We start from the raw sequence: 15,934 nt of genomic DNA, 5'->3' as shown, positions 1-15,934 counted from the left end.
AGAAAAATTCCCGTGATGGGGTTCGCCCCCACGAAGGGCTATTCTTGCATCATAAGCCGATAATCCATATCTTGCACGTTGATAATCACGGGGGTGCAGTCGCACAGACCCGCATTCTCCCTCCCCCAAGAATACAAGCGACTAAGTATAGTCCATCTCTCCATGCAGCAAATCACCCTCTCCCAAGTCCTACCCGAGGTCTTCCGTGAGCGTACCGACCTCATCTCCGAGGTCTGGCGACAGGAGCTCAGCCTCGAGCGGGGCAAGCACTATCTCATAGAAGCCTCTTCCGGTGCTGGCAAGTCGTCCTTCTGTAGCTTCGTCTACGGCTGGCGTGGCGACTACTCGGGGCGCATCGCCTTCGACGGACAAGATATCCGCGCACTCTCCGCCTCAGCCTGGGGGCGCATACGACGTGAATCCCTGAGCTTCCTCTTCCAGGATATGCGCCTCTTCGGCGAGCTAACGGCTTGGGACAACGTGTGGATCAAGAACCAGCTCACAGGGCACAAGGACCGCCAGACGATCGAGGGCTACTTCGAGGCACTCGGTATCGCCGACAAGCTCAAGAGCCCGGCACGCCTGCTGTCCCTCGGGCAGCAGCAGCGCCTTGCCGCTATCCGCTCGCTCTGTCAGCCCTTCGACTTCCTCCTCCTCGACGAGCCCATCAGCCACCTCGATGAGGCGAACGGCCGCACGCTCGCAGGGCTCATCACCGCCGAAGCCACCGCCCAAGGCGCCTCCGTCATCGTCACCTCCGTAGGCAAGCACCTACCGCTGGAGTATCACCACACCTACCAGCTATAGCCCCATGAATAGACTTGTCATACGCCTGCTGAGCCGTCATATCAGCCCACTGCAGCTCTTCGGCTTCTTCGTCGCCAACCTCATCGGCATGGCGATCATCCTACTCGGATGCCAGTTCTACCAAGACGCGACAAGCGTCCTCGGTGCGAAGGACCGCTTCATGAAGGGCGACTACATCATCATAAGCAAGCAGGTACGTGGTGGGCTCTTCGGCGGGAAGAAGAGCAACAGCTTCTCCGCCAGCGAAATCGAAGAGCTATCGAAGCAAGACTTTGCCCTGCGTGTCGGGCGCTTCCTCCCCTCGAAGTTCCGCGTGTCGGCTGGCCTGACGCTCGGCATGGGGATGTCGACGTATATGTTCTTCGAAGCCGTACCCGAAGAGTTCCTCGACGTGAAGGCCGAGGACTGGAAGTACGACCCGAATAGCGATGAAGTGCCTATCATCATCCCACGCAACTACCTCGGGCTGTACAACTCTGCCTTCGCGCAGAGCCAAGGCCTTCCCCTTCTCTCCGAGGCGACGATGAGTAGCCTTCCCCTCCAGCTCGACCTCTCGGGTGCCGGCGAAGAAGTCCAGCTACGTGGCCGTATCGTCGGCTTCTCCAACCGCCTCAATACGCTACTCGTCCCCCTACCCTTCCTCGAGGCGATGAACAAACGCTTGGCACCAGGTGCCGAAGCCCCCTCGACACGCCTCATCGTCGAGGTCAAGAGCCCCTCCGATCCAGCCATCACACTCTACCTGCGTGACCACCACTATGAGAGCGAAGGCGAGCGCCTCGCATCGGGCGAATCAATGTACCTCCTGCGACTCCTCGCAGGGCTCGTCTTAGCTATTGGGGTACTTATCTCCGCCCTCTCGGTCTATCTGCTCCTACTCTCGATATACCTACTCCTACAGAAGAATACGCGACAAATCGAGGATCTCCTACTGCTCGGCTACACGCGTAGTGCCGTCATCCGCCCCTACATCGCACTGACACTCCTCGTGCAGTGTGCTGTCCTCGGCCTTAGCCTCGTCGCTGTGGCCTATGCACGTGGCTACTATATCGAGGCTGCTCAGCGCCTACTCTCTGACGAAGTGAGCGGAGGGCTTGGTACGACCGCCCTCATCGGTGTCGGCATCTTCCTCATCACAGCGCTCATCAATACGCTATCCATCCGTCACAAGGTGCACAGCCTACGCCTCTTCGCTAAGGCATAGCCTCCACTAAGCGCCACAAAAGCATAAGCCCGTGCTCCCCAGATCTGGGAGTACGGGCTTATACTTTTATTAGCTATTCAGCGGGGGCGATTAGCCGAGTGCCTTACGCAGCTCATCGAGCTGCTGACGGATCTGCCGTAGGCGGAGCAGCGTGTCGGCGCGCGACTCGAGGGAGGACTGACGGACGCGAAGCTGGGCATTCGCCCCCTCGATCGTCATCCCCTTCTCTCGCAGGAGGAGCTGTATGGTGCGTAGCGTCTCGATATCCCGCTCGGTGTACTGCCGCACGCCCTTAGGGGAGATATGAGGCGATACCTGTGGGAAGACACTCTCCCAGTAGCGGACCGTCGAGACGGGCTCACCGAGCTGGTGCGCTACCTCCTTGATGCGGTAGAAGAGTCGCTTAGCCATAGCTGCGAGAGCTTACTTAGCTGCGGGGATGTAGGTCTCGAGGAGCTTGACCTTGCCCACGGGTGTGAGGGTGAGCGAAGGATTGGAAGCAGGGACGAGTACGCTCTGGCCCTGATGCAGCTCGACGACCGTGCCGGCAGCATCCGTCAGACGTACGCCACCCTCCATACAGATGTAGATGACGAAGCTATCCAGCTGAGACCAGTCGCGAGCGAGTGGCGCATCGAGGTCGAGGAGGTTCGTCTCGAAGTAGCGGCAAGATACCAGCTCGACGGGAGCATCTACCTGAGGCGTGTAAGCCGTGCGGTAGTCGTCCTCGAGGTGATAGTCGATGGCGTCCTTCGCCAGCTCGGTGTGAAGCTCACGCTTGTTGCCTGCGGCATCCGTGCGATCGTAGTCGTAGATACGGTAGGTGATATTGGAGGTCTGCTGGATCTCAGCGATGAAGCAGCCTGCACCGATAGCGTGGACACGGCCTGCGGGGAGGAAGAAGACGTCACCAGCATTCACTTCGTATTCAGCGAGAGCCTCGACGATGGTACCTTCTTCGATACGGCGCACGTAGTCCTCGGGCGAAGACTGCACGGCGAAGCCACTATAGAGCTTAGCCCCTGGGGTCGCATTGATGACGTACCACATCTCGGTCTTCCCGAAGGAATTGTGACGCTTGAGACCGAGGGCATCATCGGGATGCACCTGGATAGAGAGGTAGTCGCGGGCGTCGATGAACTTGATGAGCAGGGGGAAGCGACGGCCGAAGCGCTCGAGGACGCTCTTACCGACGAGCTCTTCGCCGTAGGTATGGATCAGTTCGTCGAGGTTCTTCCCAGCGAGCGGGCCAGCTGCGACGACGGAGTAATTGTCGTCGACGTGAGAGATTTCCCAGCTCTCACCGACCTTCTTATCGTCGGGAGTAAGGCCTTTGAATGGGCGGATAGCACTGCCGCCCCAGATGACTTCCTTCAAGAGAGGCTCGAAGGTCAGGGGATATAGCTTATTGATAGACATGATGGGATGTATGATATCGTGGAGATATATGTGGATTGTCGGATGACGGTGCAAAGGTAGTCATTATAGCCTCTACACCCTATTTATACATAGGTACAAAGAGAAGAAGCGAGCGCTTAGACCGCAGGGAGGTTCATCCCCGTAATGCGGCGATAGAGGTCAAGGGCGTAGATATCCGTCATCCCCGAGATATAGTCCAGCGTGCTCTGGATGCGTCCGTACATCGTGGGCTGCCCCATCTCATACTGGCTACTTACGCGACTGAGAAGCGTGCGGCTGTACTGATAGTCGGGGTGAAGCTGTGCCTCAAGGAGCTGGTCGAGGAGGGCGGTGAAGATACGATGCCCTGCGAGCTCGACGTCGACGACCTCACGGGCCCGATAGATGCGGGCATAGGCCGTCTGGCTACACGCCTCGTAGGCAGCCTTCGTGCGTGGCTCGAGGTGATGGATGAGGCTACCAGAGAAGGTCCCCGCGAGGATCGCCTGCTCAGCATCGAGGAAGATACCTGCAGCCTCCTCGACCAAGAGGTTGATGACCTTGGAGCGCAGGTAAGCCGTCTGCTCGTTGGGATCGGTGATATGCCGAAGGCCCTGCTGCACCTCCCGCAGCTCCTCCTCGGAGAAGAAGGCCGAGAGCAACCCCTGTGCCTCCTCACGACTCAGGATGTGGAGCTTCGCGGCATCCTCGATGTCCATGATCTGATAGCATATATCGTCTGCAGCCTCCACGAGGTAGACCAGCGGATGGCGAGCATAGCTCAGCGCTGAGGCGGTACGTCGCTCGAGCCCCAGCTCTGCGGTGACCTCCTTCATCGTCTCCTCTTCGGTGGCGAAGAAGCCGAACTTACTCTTCCCTCCTGCCAAGAGACTACTATAGGGATACTTCACGATGCTCGCCACCGTGCTATACGTTAGGGCGAAGCCCCCAGGGCGGCGACCACGGAACTGATGTGTCAGGAGGCGGAAGGCATTCGCATTCCCCTCGAAGTAGAGGAAGTCCTCCCAGCGTCCACCCTCGGCACGTACCAGAGGCTCCCAGCGCTTCCCCGGGCCTTCGCCGAAGTAAGCGCTGATCGCACGCTCTCCGCTGTGCCCAAAGGGTGGATTCCCCATATCGTGCGCCAGACACGCAGCGCTGACGATGGCGCTGATCCCCGAGCGGAAGGGCGTCTCCCGGTCGGTAGGATAGCGCTCGGAGAGCACCTCCCCGACGATATTACCCAGCGAGCGCCCGAGGCAGCTCACCTCGAGGCTATGCGTCAGGCGGTTGTGCACGAAGATGTTCCCAGGCAGTGGGAAGACCTGCGTCTTATTCTGTAGGCGGCGGAAGGCAGGCGAGAAGACTAAGCGGTCATAGTCCCGCTCGAAGTCGCTTCGTGCCCAGCCCCGCGACTGGGGGCGCTCTGCGCGGTCTGCACCCAGACGGCGGTCAGAGAGGAGTTGGGTCCAATGCATTGGCTTAGGATCGAGAGTGAGCAGGGAGACTCCCCGCTCGTAGTAAGGAGATGAATGATATCACAAAGGTAGTGCATCTAAGCGCTTTAGCCCTCATCTCCCCCCCCGAGACCAGGATACACACCCCGAAGGAGGTGATGTGAACCAATATAGGTCGGTGGGCTGACCTATATTGAGATTGTTGCACAGAGTCCTGTTCCCTATTTAGAGTGCTAAGGCATCGTGCGCCCAGCTCCCCGATACACCTCTCCGAAGTGACCGAGCAAGCCCTACGCCTTATCACATATATTCCTCTTATCCTGCGAAGGGAAAAGTGTCCTTCTCGTGAAGGAAAAAGCGCCTTCACGTAGTGGTTTTTCAGTATCTATGCACGTAGTCTTAAAGACTAGGTACGTAAATCCCAATATCCACGTACGTAGATATTAGAGCCACGTACGTAGCCCAAACTTATTTGCCACTCGTCCACAACTTTTATCCCTATGCGGAGCAACAGTCTCATATTGGCCGAGAAGCGAAGCTATATAGGTCGATATATGTGACCTATATTGGTCGGAGCAGTGACCTATATAGGTTCGTACGGTGACCTATATAGGTCGCTATCCCCCTCCTCCACAGTTCAGAGCAGCGAAGCAATATACCCCTGAATGTCAGGCACTAACAAAGCGCCCTTATTCTCCCATTCTCCCGCCCTACTCTTCGGCAGAGCGACATCCTTTGCTCCCAGGATAATAGGAGGAGCAAAATGCCCGTTTGAGCTAACAGCAGAGTGATCACACGTAGCGGCCTCTTTTGTGGATATATCCCTATATTTGCAGTATATAGATGCCCCCAATTAACTACACATCATAGCGACTTATGAAACGAATCAAACATTACCTTCTCCTCTTAGCAGTCCTTGCACTCGGGCTCTCCAGCTGTAGCAAGGACCAAGCTTACCAGTATGCCCTGCCGGCTGACGCCTACTCGGTATGCTCCTTCGACCTCAAGTCCATGGCCAAGAAAGCCGGCGTCACCAACAGTAAGGATGGCGAGCTACAGAAGCGTCTCACCGAGATGCTGAGCGACAGCGAGGAGGCCGAAGCCTACTACAAGGAGCTCATCCAAAACCCCAGCAAGAGCGGTGTCGACCTCAAGAGCCCCGTCTTCCTCTTCTCCAATGAAAAGGTCAGCCTCGGCTACCTCCTGCGTGTAGATGACAAGAGCAAGCTCGAGGCCTGTGTGAACAAGCTCCGTAAGCTCCGCAACAAGGATGCTGCAGCTCTCAAGGCCGAGGACGGCATCTTCTTCGATATCGACGAAGACTCCACCGAACCCGAAGATGTCGAATACGATGAGAGTGAGTACGACACCATCGAAGAGACCAGCGACACGACAGCCCACCAGTCCCCGATCTCTACCTATCATGTCTCAGGGAATGTCACGGTCTACGCCTTCAATGACAAGGCTTTCATCTCCCTCAACACCAGCGAGTCGACCATCGAAGAGACGAAGCAGCTCGCTAAGCAGTACCTCAGCCAGACCAAGGACAAGAGCTATGTAGCTACCCCAGCCTTCCGTGACCTCGAGGACCAGAAGGGCGATATCCGCGGTGTCCTCTCGATGTCAAAGTTCCTGGACTCCAGCTATGGCAAATCAATGACTAAGAACATTGTAGGCCTTTCGGATGCCACCAACTTCGATGGCATCGATATGAAGAAGTGCTACATGCTCTACTCAGTCTCCTTCGAGACGGGCGAAGTCGTAGGTACCATGACCTATGGTAGCGAAGACAAGGAGATCCTCAAGAAGCTCAAGAAGCTCGCCGAAGAAGTCTCTCCCAAGTCCGTACAGGATGACCTCGTGAAGTACCTCCCCAAGGATAGCTATATGACCGCTGCAGCCTCGCTCAGCGTGCAGAAGCTCTTCGAGCACTACAGCAAGCTCCCTGACTTCAAGAAAACACTCTCGGAGCTCAAGGCGGAAGGCGTCGATATCGAAGCTATCGTCCCCACCCTCGGAGAGGAGATCGCCTTCACCTTCCCCCGCATCAATGCGGAGCAGTCTGACTTCGGCCTCGTAGGCTACCTCAAGACGAAGGATGCCACGCTCGTCGACGCTCTCTACCAGCAGGCTGAGAAGGAGCACTCTGGCAGATACGTCAAGGATGGTGGAGACCACCGCTATCGCATAGCAGAAGGCCCCTTCTTCTTCGGCTACCAAGACGGTGTGACCTATCTGGCCTATGGCGGGATGGGTAGAGAACTGCTCTTCAAGACGTCGGGTGAGAACTTCACCAAGCACAGCGACTACAGCTCGCTCAAGAAGAGCAACAGCTTCTGCTACATCGACCTGAAGAAGCTCCTGACGACGGCTCCTACCGCTGATCTGCTCCAGATGTTCATCGGCGAGAAGGCCAAGGCCTTCCGTGTCCTCCAGTCCCTGAGCTTCACGGGCACCAATCTCGAGGGTAAGATGAGCCTGAAGATCGACTCGAAGGAGAACTCACTGAAGACGCTCGCAGACCTCTTCGTCGCCCTGCGATAATCCCTCACGATCAGCGCTCTGCACCGAGCGTCCCCCCTTACGCAGTGCCCCGCCCCTCAGACTGAGGAGCGGGGCACTGCGCATTTAGCAGGCACTCACCCGCCAGATAGTCGGAATAGAATGCGTACCTTTGTGCCACTGTGCAAGGGATTTGCACGACGTACATTCCATCATTTACTCCCTCCCGCATGCAGCAAGATACCCCTACATTTTCACCGAAGCGATGGGGCTGGTTCGGCCTGAGCCCTCTCATCGTCTTCCTCTCCGTCTATCTACTGACCTCTATTTGTGCAGGAGACTTCTATAAGATGCCCATCACGGTGGCCTTCACGGTGGCCTCGATCTATGCCGTCGCTATCACCCGCGGCATCAAGCTCGAGGAGCGTATCCGCCAGTACTCACGTGGCGCCTCCGACCCGAATATCCTCCTGATGATCTGGATCTTCGTCTTGGCTGGTGCCTTCGCTACAGGTGCTAAGAGCATGGGTGCCATTGACGCGACCGTGAACCTCATCCTCTCGTTCCTCCCCTCCTCGCTCCTCCTCCCAGGACTCTTCATCGCGGCGTGCTTCATCTCCCTCTCCATCGGCACAAGTGTCGGCACGGTCATCGCCCTCGTACCCATCGCCCTCGGGCTCGGTGAGAGCCTCGGGCTATCGAATGCCTATGTAGCTGCCGTCGTCACGGGGGGCGCCTTCTTCGGCGACAACCTCTCGTTCATCTCCGACACGACCATCGCAGCGACCCGCACACAGGGCTGTAGCATGAAGGATAAGTTCCGTGCGAACATCACCATCGTCCTACCAGCCGCCATCATCGCTCTCGTCCTCTACTTCGTCGTCGGGCTGGAGCTCCCTGCCGTACGTCCCTCGGGCGAAGGCTCCTTCCTCCTCACCCTCCCCTACCTCCTTGTCCTCGTGGCGGCCGTCGCTGGGATGAACGTGCTGGGTGTCCTCACCCTCGGCATCATCGCCTGCGGTGCTGTCGGGCTGGGTACAGGTACGCTACCCGCCTGGGACTGGATAGCCGCTCTCGGCAGTGGTATCACGGGCATGGGCGAGCTGATCATCGTGACACTGATGGCAGGTGGTGTACTCGAGCTCATCCGCTACAACGGCGGTATCGATTACCTCCTCAAGCACCTCACGCGTGGCATCAGTGGCAAGCGTGGGGCTGAGCTGACTATCGCTATCCTCGTCTCTGTGGCCAACCTCTGCACAGCAAACAATACGATCGCTATCCTCACCACGGGCAAGGTATCCCGTGAGATCACGAAGCAGTACGCACTCGATCCACGCAAGACGGCGAGTATCCTCGACACCTTCTCCTGCTTCGTGCAGGGGCTCATCCCCTATGGTGCTCAGCTCCTCCTTGCTTCGAAGCTCGCAGGTGTGTCGCCTATGGATATCGTCCCCAACCTCTACTATCCCTTCATCATGGGTGGCTGCGCACTGCTCTCGATCCTCCTGCGCTTCCCACGCCGCTACTCCTGCTGACCCGTCATGCCTACCATCGAGCTATACCCTATACCTTGGGGACAAGAGCCCCCAGCACATCTGCGACAGATCTATGAGGAAGCCTTCCCTCCCGAAGAGCGTCGTCCGTGGACGCAGCTCTTCGGCCCAGAGCGCTGCGAACATATAGCTCAGCTCATCCTCTCCGATGACGTGGTCGTGGGCTTCGTCGTAGGCTGGGAGCTACCTTCATCACATTACTTTGAGTACCTTGTCATTGATCCCAATCGAAGAAAACAAGGCCTTGGTAGTAAGGTACTCCAGCTGCTGGGACAGCTCTACAATGACGAATATCCCATCGTCCTCGAAGCCGAACCAGCGGGCTACTCACCGATGGCGGAGCGACGCTTAGCCTTCTATGCACGCTTCGGACTCACCGTACAGCCCTTCGACTACCGCCAGCCACCCTATGGAGCAGACCTCCCCTGGGTCGATCTACACTTACTCTCTAATCGCTCACTGCAGGAAGCAGACTTCCTCCGCATCCAGCAGGAGATCCACCGCCAAGTCTACCGTATCTCTTCAGACAAGTAACGTCTACCAGACAAGTAAAGCCCTATGAACAACTTCACCTTCCGCAATCCCACCAAGCTCGTCTTCGGTAAAGACAGCATCCTGGAGCTCCCGAAGCTCCTTCCCTCAGATGCCAAGATCCTCCTCACCTTCGGCGGAGGTAGCGTCAAGCGTAATGGTGTCTACGAAGCTGTCATCAGTCAGCTCAGTGGCTTCCAGACCGTAGAGTTCTGGGGCATCGAACCTAACCCCAAGGTAGAGACCCTGCGTAAGGCTATCGCCCTGGGGAAGCAGGAGGGAGTCACCTTCGTCCTCGCAGTGGGCGGAGGGAGTGTCCTCGATGCCAGCAAGCTTATCGTCAACGCTATCCCCTCGGAGCGTGATGCTTGGGATCTCGTACTACATGGGGCTGACCGAAGCGTCCAGACCCTTCCTCTTGGCACCGTGCTGACGATCCCCGCGACGGGCTCAGAGATGAACCGTGGAGCCGTGATCTCCAGCGAAGCGACACATGAGAAGTTCAGCTTCTACAACGAATATCCCCTATTCTCGATCCTCGATCCGAGCTATACCTATTCCCTACCCGACTACCAGATAGCGTGCGGTATCGCCGATAGCTTCATCCACGTCGTAGAGCAGTACCTCACCCGTGTCGGGGAGAGTCCTCTCATGGATCGCTGGGCAGAAGGCATTCTACTCACCCTCATCGAGGAGGCAGACAAGATCAAGGCTCAGCCTGCAGACTACGATGCACGTGCCACCTTCATGCTCTCGGCGACGATGGCACTCAATGGCTTCATCTCTATGGGCGTGACACAAGACTGGGCGACCCATCGCATAGGGCATGAGATCACGGCTCTCACGGGGCTAACGCATGGTCACACACTGGTCATCGTCCTACCCGCCCTCCTCAGAGAGCAGGCTGGCAAGGGGAAGCATGCCAAGCTCCTGCAGTATGCCTCCCGTATCTGGGGTCTTACCGAGGGTAGTGAGGACGAACGCATCACTCAGGCTATCGACAAGACGGAAGCATTCTTCCGTTCGCTTGGTCTCGAGACCCGTCTCGCGGAGCGCGGCTTCGGAGATGACCTACGCGAAGAGGTCGTCCGTCGCTTCCGTGAGCGTGGCACCCTCCTCGGTGAAGATCAAGACATCGACCACGAAGCAATAGCACGCATCCTTGCTCGCTGCTAATCCCCCCTTATCATACACAAAACCTCCTCTATGACTCTTGCCATCCTTGCCGTCTCACCCCAAGGGATCCAGACGGCTAAGCCAATCCTATCCAACTATCCCGATGCTCGCCTCTTCTCCACTCATCCTGGGGAAGGGGTCGAGCACATCGATCATATCCAGTCGTTCGTAGCCGAGCAGTTCACCGCTTTCGAAGGGTGGATCTTCATCGGTGCTATGGGTATCTGTGTGCGTAGCATCGCTCCACTGATCGGGCATAAGTACACCGATCCAGCGGTGATCAACATCGACAGTACGGGGCGCCACGTCGTCTCCGTCCTCTCGGGACACATCGGCGGTGCCAACGAGCTGACGCGCGACCTCGCCTCCCTCCTCGGTGCCGAGCCCGTCATCAGCACGCAGACCGACAATACAGGCCTGTGGGCTCTGGATCTCTTCTCTCGCCGCTATGGCTGGGTGACGAAGGGCAGTTCCGAGGGGCTGAACCGCCCCATCGCTCTCTATACAAATGGAGAGAAGACCGCCCTCCTCCTCGAGGTGCAGGACAAGGGTACGAGCGAGCTGGAGCGCACCAAGGCCGACCACGTCGACATCTATTACTCCCGTGAGGAGCTTATCCCTCGTCTCTCCGAGTACGCACTTCTCCTCGTCGTCTCCTACCGAGCACTGGAGACCGACCAGCTCCCCATCGTACACTTCATCCCGCCCGTACTGAGCCTCGGCCTCGGCTGCCGCTATCAGTGCGACCCCAAGGATATCGTCAGCTATATCCTCGGTGAAGTACGCCGTCATGGCTTCTTCCCCGAGTCCATCCACCATTTGGCGACCATCGACCTCAAGAAGGATGAGCCGCTCCTGCATGAGCTCGCCGCGACCCTCCAGCTCACTCCCGAGATCTACACCGCAGCCGACCTGGCAGACGTAGAGGTCGCTAATCCCTCGAAGAAGGTCCACGAGGTGACGGGCGTATGGGGTGTAGCTGAGAGCACGGCACGCTATGCTGCCTCCCTCGGTAGTCTCGTGCTGGAGAAGCAGAAGGGTATACTCCACAATGGCAATGACTTCACCTTCGCTCTGGCTGTAGAGCGCAGTGCAGAACGCCGCGGACATATCGAGATCGTCGGTGCAGGCCCTGGTGACCCCGACCTCATCTCCATCCGTGGTCGTCAGTGGCTGGAGATCGCAGACCTCATCCTCTATGCGGGAAGCCTCGTCCCTCGTGCCCTCACGCTATGCGCTAAGCCAGGTGCTACGGTGCGTAGCTCGGCTGACATGAACCTCGAGGAGCAGTTCGCTCTGATGAAGGAGTTCTACGACAAGGGCCTCATCGTCGCCCGCCTTCACACCGGTGACCCCTGTATCTACGGGGCGATCCAGGAGCAGATGGCCTTCTTCGATGCCTATGGGATGAGCTACCATATCACCCCAGGGATCTCATCCTTCCAGGCGGCAGCTGCGGAGCTCCGCTCGCAGTTCACCATCCCCGAGAAGACGCAGACCATCATCTTGACGCGTGGCGAAGGCCGCACGAAGATGCCCGAGACGGAGCAGCTTCACCTCTTGGCTCGCTCACAGAGCACGATGTGTATCTTCCTCAGCGCGGGTATCGTCGACGATGTACAGCGCCAGCTCCTTGAGCACTATCCCGAGGATACGCCCGTCGCGGCCTGCTACCACCTGACGTGGCCTGACCAGCGTATCTACCGTGGCGTACTGCGTGACCTCGCACAGATCGTCCACGAGAACAAACTCACCCTGACGACGATGATCGTCGTCGGCGAAGCCATCGACAATCGCAAGGGGCTCTCTCGCCTCTATGCCGATGAGTTCAAGCACCTCTTCCGCAAGTAGTCTCTCGCGCTACCCAAGAGAGTAGCCACCAAGAGCAAAAGGTCACGGCCTCCATCCCTACCGAGTAGAGATGGAGGCCGTGACCTTTTATATGGGGAGCGTATATCTGCTTAGATGAGGCTGTAGCCGAGAGTCCAGCCCTCTATTTAGAGTGCTAAGGCATCGTGCGCCCAGCTCCCCGATATACCTCTCCGAAGTGATACGCAAGCCCTTCGCCTTATCGCGAGTATTCCTCTTATCCAGCGAAGGGAAAAGCATTGTTCTCGTGAAGAAAAAGCACCTTCACGTAGTGGGTTTCCTCTGTCTATGTACGTAGTCCTAAAGACGAGGCACGTCAATCTAAATATCCACGTACGTAGATATTAGAGCCACGTACGTAGCCTAAACTTATTTGCCACTCGTCTACAACTTTTATCCCTATGCGGAGCAACAAGCTAATAGAGGTCACTTCACAAAGCTATACGGAAGCAGTCCAAAGCTATATAGCTTTGGACTGCTTCCTATATAGTTCTACCTACGCACCCATATACCTATATACGGGACCATTGCGCAAGGCCATCTCTTAGATATCGAAGGTCGCTGAGAGGTAGAGGCGACGAGGGCGGTTCGGCCCATAGATGTAGTCCGAAGCTCGTCCAGGACCCATATCGGTATCCTTCTGATAGGCATTGAGGAAGTTCTGCACACCAGCATCCAGCGTAAGCTTCACCAGCGAAGTGAGGCTGAAAGCATAGCTTACACGGAAGTCAAGATCAACAAAGGGCTTGGCCTTGTGGAGGTAAGCCGACCCTGCATTCTGCCCACGATAGCGCGTCCCATCACGCACGACATCAAAGTGCCCCTGAGCATTCAGCTCATTAGCTTGGAGGTTGAGATCCCCCACTCCTTCGTAGGCCGTATGGGGCACATTCATCGAGCCCGTATAGGTACCTGAGAGGACGAAGCTCAGAGCAGAGGTAGGACGTAGCGTAGCAGTCAGATAGCCGTAGAGATTAGGGGTACGCTCGTAGTCTCGTGTGGTGACCTTGGCCTGCGTAGGATTGTCTTCATCAGCATCGAAGAGCACCTTGTCCTGCCCGTAGAGGCTACGCTGTAGGGTCACACCGCCCTGCAGATCGAAGAGTCGCTGGTACGCCAGACGAGCCTCGAAGCTCAGGCCATAGACCTTGCTCATCCCATCACGAGCGTTGATGATCGTGATGACCTTGCGCCCCGTCTTGGGGTCGAGGACACCGTCCTCGTTGTCTGGAGTGAACTTGTCTCGGATCCAGGTAGCGAAGCCTTCACCCATGAGGTTGAGCTGCCAGCCCTTCCCCAGCGTGGTGTACCAGTCGAAGGAAGCGCTGAGGCTACGAGAGCGCTCTTCCTTCAGATCCTTCGCTAGGACACGCTCCTTGGGCTCACCACCCGCCAGCGTGACATGCATTTCCTCATCGAAGAACTGAGGAGCACGGAAGCCTTCGCTGTAAGAGAGGCGTAGACTGAGGTCCTTCGTGGGATTGAAGCGCACGTTCGCTCTGGGGCTGAAGATGAGGAGCGGATCAATGCTCTTCTGCCCACCCTGCGTCAGACGAACATAGTCGAAGCGGCCACCAAGGAGGAAATTCCAACGGTCGGTCGAATACTCCAGCTGGTCGTACTGCGACCAAGTCGTCGTCACTTGATCGATGCCGTGAGCACGGTAGCCACTCTTATCGTTGAGCGTCGAATAAGCACCCTCAGCACCTACCGTAAGAGTAAGCGACTTAGGGAACTTGTGGACGTAGGTACCGCCCCCCTGGAAGTCAAAGCCCTTGGTCTCGCCATAGGCTGTCAGTGCCTTGAGGGCATCATCATAAGCCTTCTGATACTCCTCGGCCTGCTTCTTCTCCTCGTCGGTGCCTTGGGCATTACCACGAGGGAGGTTGATCAGGGGCTTCAGAAGCTCATCGGCATAGTCACCTCCACCATAGTAGCTCTTACGCAGGACCTTCTGCCCCGAAGCATAGAGACTGAAGCTGTCGTTGCCCTCAGCAGTCGTCTGGTCGAAGCGTAGGCTTCCCCCATCGACGAAGTGCTGGAGATACTCAGCAATACGAGCTTGGAAGGGTGCTTCACTTAGGCGATCACCACCACGACGATACTCGTGCATGGAGCGGTATTCAGCCGTCAGCTTGCCATAGATGCCCGTCTTGTAGTAGGCACGGAAGCCCAGGGCTCTATTCTTCAGTTCGGGAATATCGGTGAAGTCATCCCCATCGACATCCACGATCCCACGAGAGGAATGCTGACCGAAGATCATCGCAGCAGCACGGCGGTCTTCGCTGACCAGCGAACCGTTGAACGAGGTCGTAGGCATCAGCGAAGTGTATGCCCCCTTGTTCTGCTGGAAGGAAGTATAGCTCTGGCGAAGGCTAGCGGTATTGCGCAGAGGCTCTCTCGTGATCACATTGATCACCCCACCGACGGCATTAGCGCCGAAGAGGGCTGATCCACCCCCACGTACCACCTCGACACGCTCGATCATAGAGGCAGGGATCTGCTCCAGACCATAAACGCCAGCAAGCGAACTGAAGATAGGACGGCTATCGATGAGGATCTGAGAATAAGCCCCTTCAAGCCCGTTGATACGCACTTGGTTGAAGCCACAGTTCTGACAGTTGTCCTCGATGCGAAGACCTGGCTGGAAGCGGAGACCTTGGCTGAGGTTCTCCGAATTGGTCTTCTTGAAGATCTCCTGCGAGAGGACGGTGACAAGGCTCGGTGCATGACGGCGAAGCGTCTCCTGACGATTAGCCGAGACGACGACCCCATCGAGGTCAATACTCTGCTGCTGGAGGTAGAGATCGAGGTGGCGACTATTCCCAGCTTCGATACCGACACGGCTCTCCTCCACCCCATAGCCCACGAGACGTGCTTGGATGGTATAAGAGCCCGGAGCAAGGCCTTGGATGGAGAATGCTCCATGGACATCGGTCGTCGTGCCAATAGTCGTCCCCTTGATGAGAACCTGGACATTAGGAAGGGCTTCGTGAGTCGAAGCATCGACGACGGTACCCACGATACTCCCCGTCGTCGCTGAGTGCTGTGCCTGAGCTTGTCCAAGGACCACAAGGACAAGGCTCAGCAGTAGTGCCATACGGCAAATAATACTCTTCATGTATACTATAAGTTGATTATACGAATCGGACCAACAACAGAGCAAGACGTAGTCCACCCAGCGCAACTCACCCGTCAAAGGATCCAGGGAAAGGGCTACATGTCGAGCGGAGAGAGAGGCTTTCTCGAGAGCGATTCCTCGGTAGAGCGAGGGATCTTGTTCTGTTTAGGTCTACACAAAGTTAAACACAGAAAGCACAACTATGGATCACCTACCCACAAAATACCTATTGCTGGGGATAGACTGATACCCGCTAATAAGCTAATAAATAGGTCACGGCCTCCATCTCTACCGCGTAGAGATGGAGGCCGTG

General features: G+C 57.0%; 11 protein-coding genes. 7 read left to right on the top strand and 4 right to left on the bottom strand.

Annotated elements, in window-relative coordinates; translation table 11 throughout:
- Positions 1 to 162 precede the first annotated feature (162 nt).
- Both HMPREF1323_RS00240 and HMPREF1323_RS00235 read left to right on the top strand, forming a co-directional pair.
- Positions 163 to 807: an ATP-binding cassette domain-containing protein gene (locus tag HMPREF1323_RS00240; protein ID WP_044123802.1), complete on the top strand. Its 645-nt coding sequence runs from the start codon at positions 163 to 165 to the stop codon at positions 805 to 807.
- A 4-nt stretch (positions 808 to 811) separates the two neighbouring features.
- The gene (locus tag HMPREF1323_RS00235) at positions 812 to 2,011 is read left to right on the top strand and encodes an efflux ABC transporter permease (protein ID WP_009432143.1); all 1,200 of its coding nucleotides are present in this window, start codon (positions 812 to 814) and stop codon (positions 2,009 to 2,011) included.
- A gap of 90 nt (positions 2,012 to 2,101) precedes the next feature.
- Here the strand turns inward: HMPREF1323_RS00235 and HMPREF1323_RS00230 are convergent, their stop codons facing one another.
- The 3 genes from HMPREF1323_RS00230 to dgt all read right to left on the bottom strand — a co-directional run bounded on the left by HMPREF1323_RS00230 (position 2,102) and on the right by dgt (position 4,887).
- On the bottom strand, positions 2,102 to 2,422 hold the full coding sequence (locus tag HMPREF1323_RS00230) for a MerR family transcriptional regulator (protein ID WP_009432139.1): 321 nt from the start codon (positions 2,420 to 2,422) through the stop codon (positions 2,102 to 2,104).
- Between the two features lie 12 nt (positions 2,423 to 2,434).
- Positions 2,435 to 3,430, bottom strand: a complete 996-nt coding sequence (locus HMPREF1323_RS00225) for a type I phosphomannose isomerase catalytic subunit (protein WP_009432158.1) — start codon at positions 3,428 to 3,430, stop codon at positions 2,435 to 2,437.
- A gap of 116 nt (positions 3,431 to 3,546) precedes the next feature.
- Positions 3,547 to 4,887 (bottom strand): dGTP triphosphohydrolase, encoded by a 1,341-nt coding sequence (dgt, locus tag HMPREF1323_RS00220; RefSeq protein ID WP_009432169.1) that lies wholly within the window; start codon positions 4,885 to 4,887, stop codon positions 3,547 to 3,549.
- Positions 4,888 to 5,742: 855 nt separating this feature from the next.
- Between dgt and HMPREF1323_RS00215 the strand changes: the two genes are divergently transcribed.
- From HMPREF1323_RS00215 to cobM, 5 genes are all read left to right on the top strand, one after another.
- The gene (locus tag HMPREF1323_RS00215; protein ID WP_009432146.1) at positions 5,743 to 7,410 is read left to right on the top strand and encodes a DUF4836 family protein; all 1,668 of its coding nucleotides are present in this window, start codon (positions 5,743 to 5,745) and stop codon (positions 7,408 to 7,410) included.
- A gap of 188 nt (positions 7,411 to 7,598) precedes the next feature.
- On the top strand, positions 7,599 to 8,906 hold the full coding sequence (locus HMPREF1323_RS00210; RefSeq protein WP_009432147.1) for a Na+/H+ antiporter NhaC family protein: 1,308 nt from the start codon (positions 7,599 to 7,601) through the stop codon (positions 8,904 to 8,906).
- Between the two features lie 6 nt (positions 8,907 to 8,912).
- A complete protein-coding gene (locus tag HMPREF1323_RS00205; protein ID WP_009432165.1) occupies positions 8,913 to 9,458 on the top strand; it encodes a GNAT family N-acetyltransferase in 546 nt (181 codons plus the stop codon).
- A gap of 24 nt (positions 9,459 to 9,482) precedes the next feature.
- The gene (locus tag HMPREF1323_RS00200) at positions 9,483 to 10,631 is read left to right on the top strand and encodes an iron-containing alcohol dehydrogenase (protein ID WP_009432144.1); all 1,149 of its coding nucleotides are present in this window, start codon (positions 9,483 to 9,485) and stop codon (positions 10,629 to 10,631) included.
- Positions 10,632 to 10,661: 30 nt separating this feature from the next.
- On the top strand, positions 10,662 to 12,482 hold the full coding sequence (gene cobM, locus HMPREF1323_RS00195) for a precorrin-4 C(11)-methyltransferase (protein ID WP_009432140.1): 1,821 nt from the start codon (positions 10,662 to 10,664) through the stop codon (positions 12,480 to 12,482).
- A gap of 562 nt (positions 12,483 to 13,044) precedes the next feature.
- Here cobM and HMPREF1323_RS00190 read toward each other — a convergent pair.
- Positions 13,045 to 15,621 (bottom strand): TonB-dependent receptor, encoded by a 2,577-nt coding sequence (locus tag HMPREF1323_RS00190; protein WP_009432135.1) that lies wholly within the window; start codon positions 15,619 to 15,621, stop codon positions 13,045 to 13,047.
- Between the last annotated feature and the right edge of the window lie 313 nt (positions 15,622 to 15,934).

Origin of the sequence: Porphyromonas sp. oral taxon 279 str. F0450, assembly GCF_000292995.1 — a bacterium.
GTDB lineage: Bacteria > Bacteroidota > Bacteroidia > Bacteroidales > Porphyromonadaceae > Porphyromonas > Porphyromonas pasteri.
This window is presented reverse-complemented; position numbering and strand designations above follow the sequence as displayed.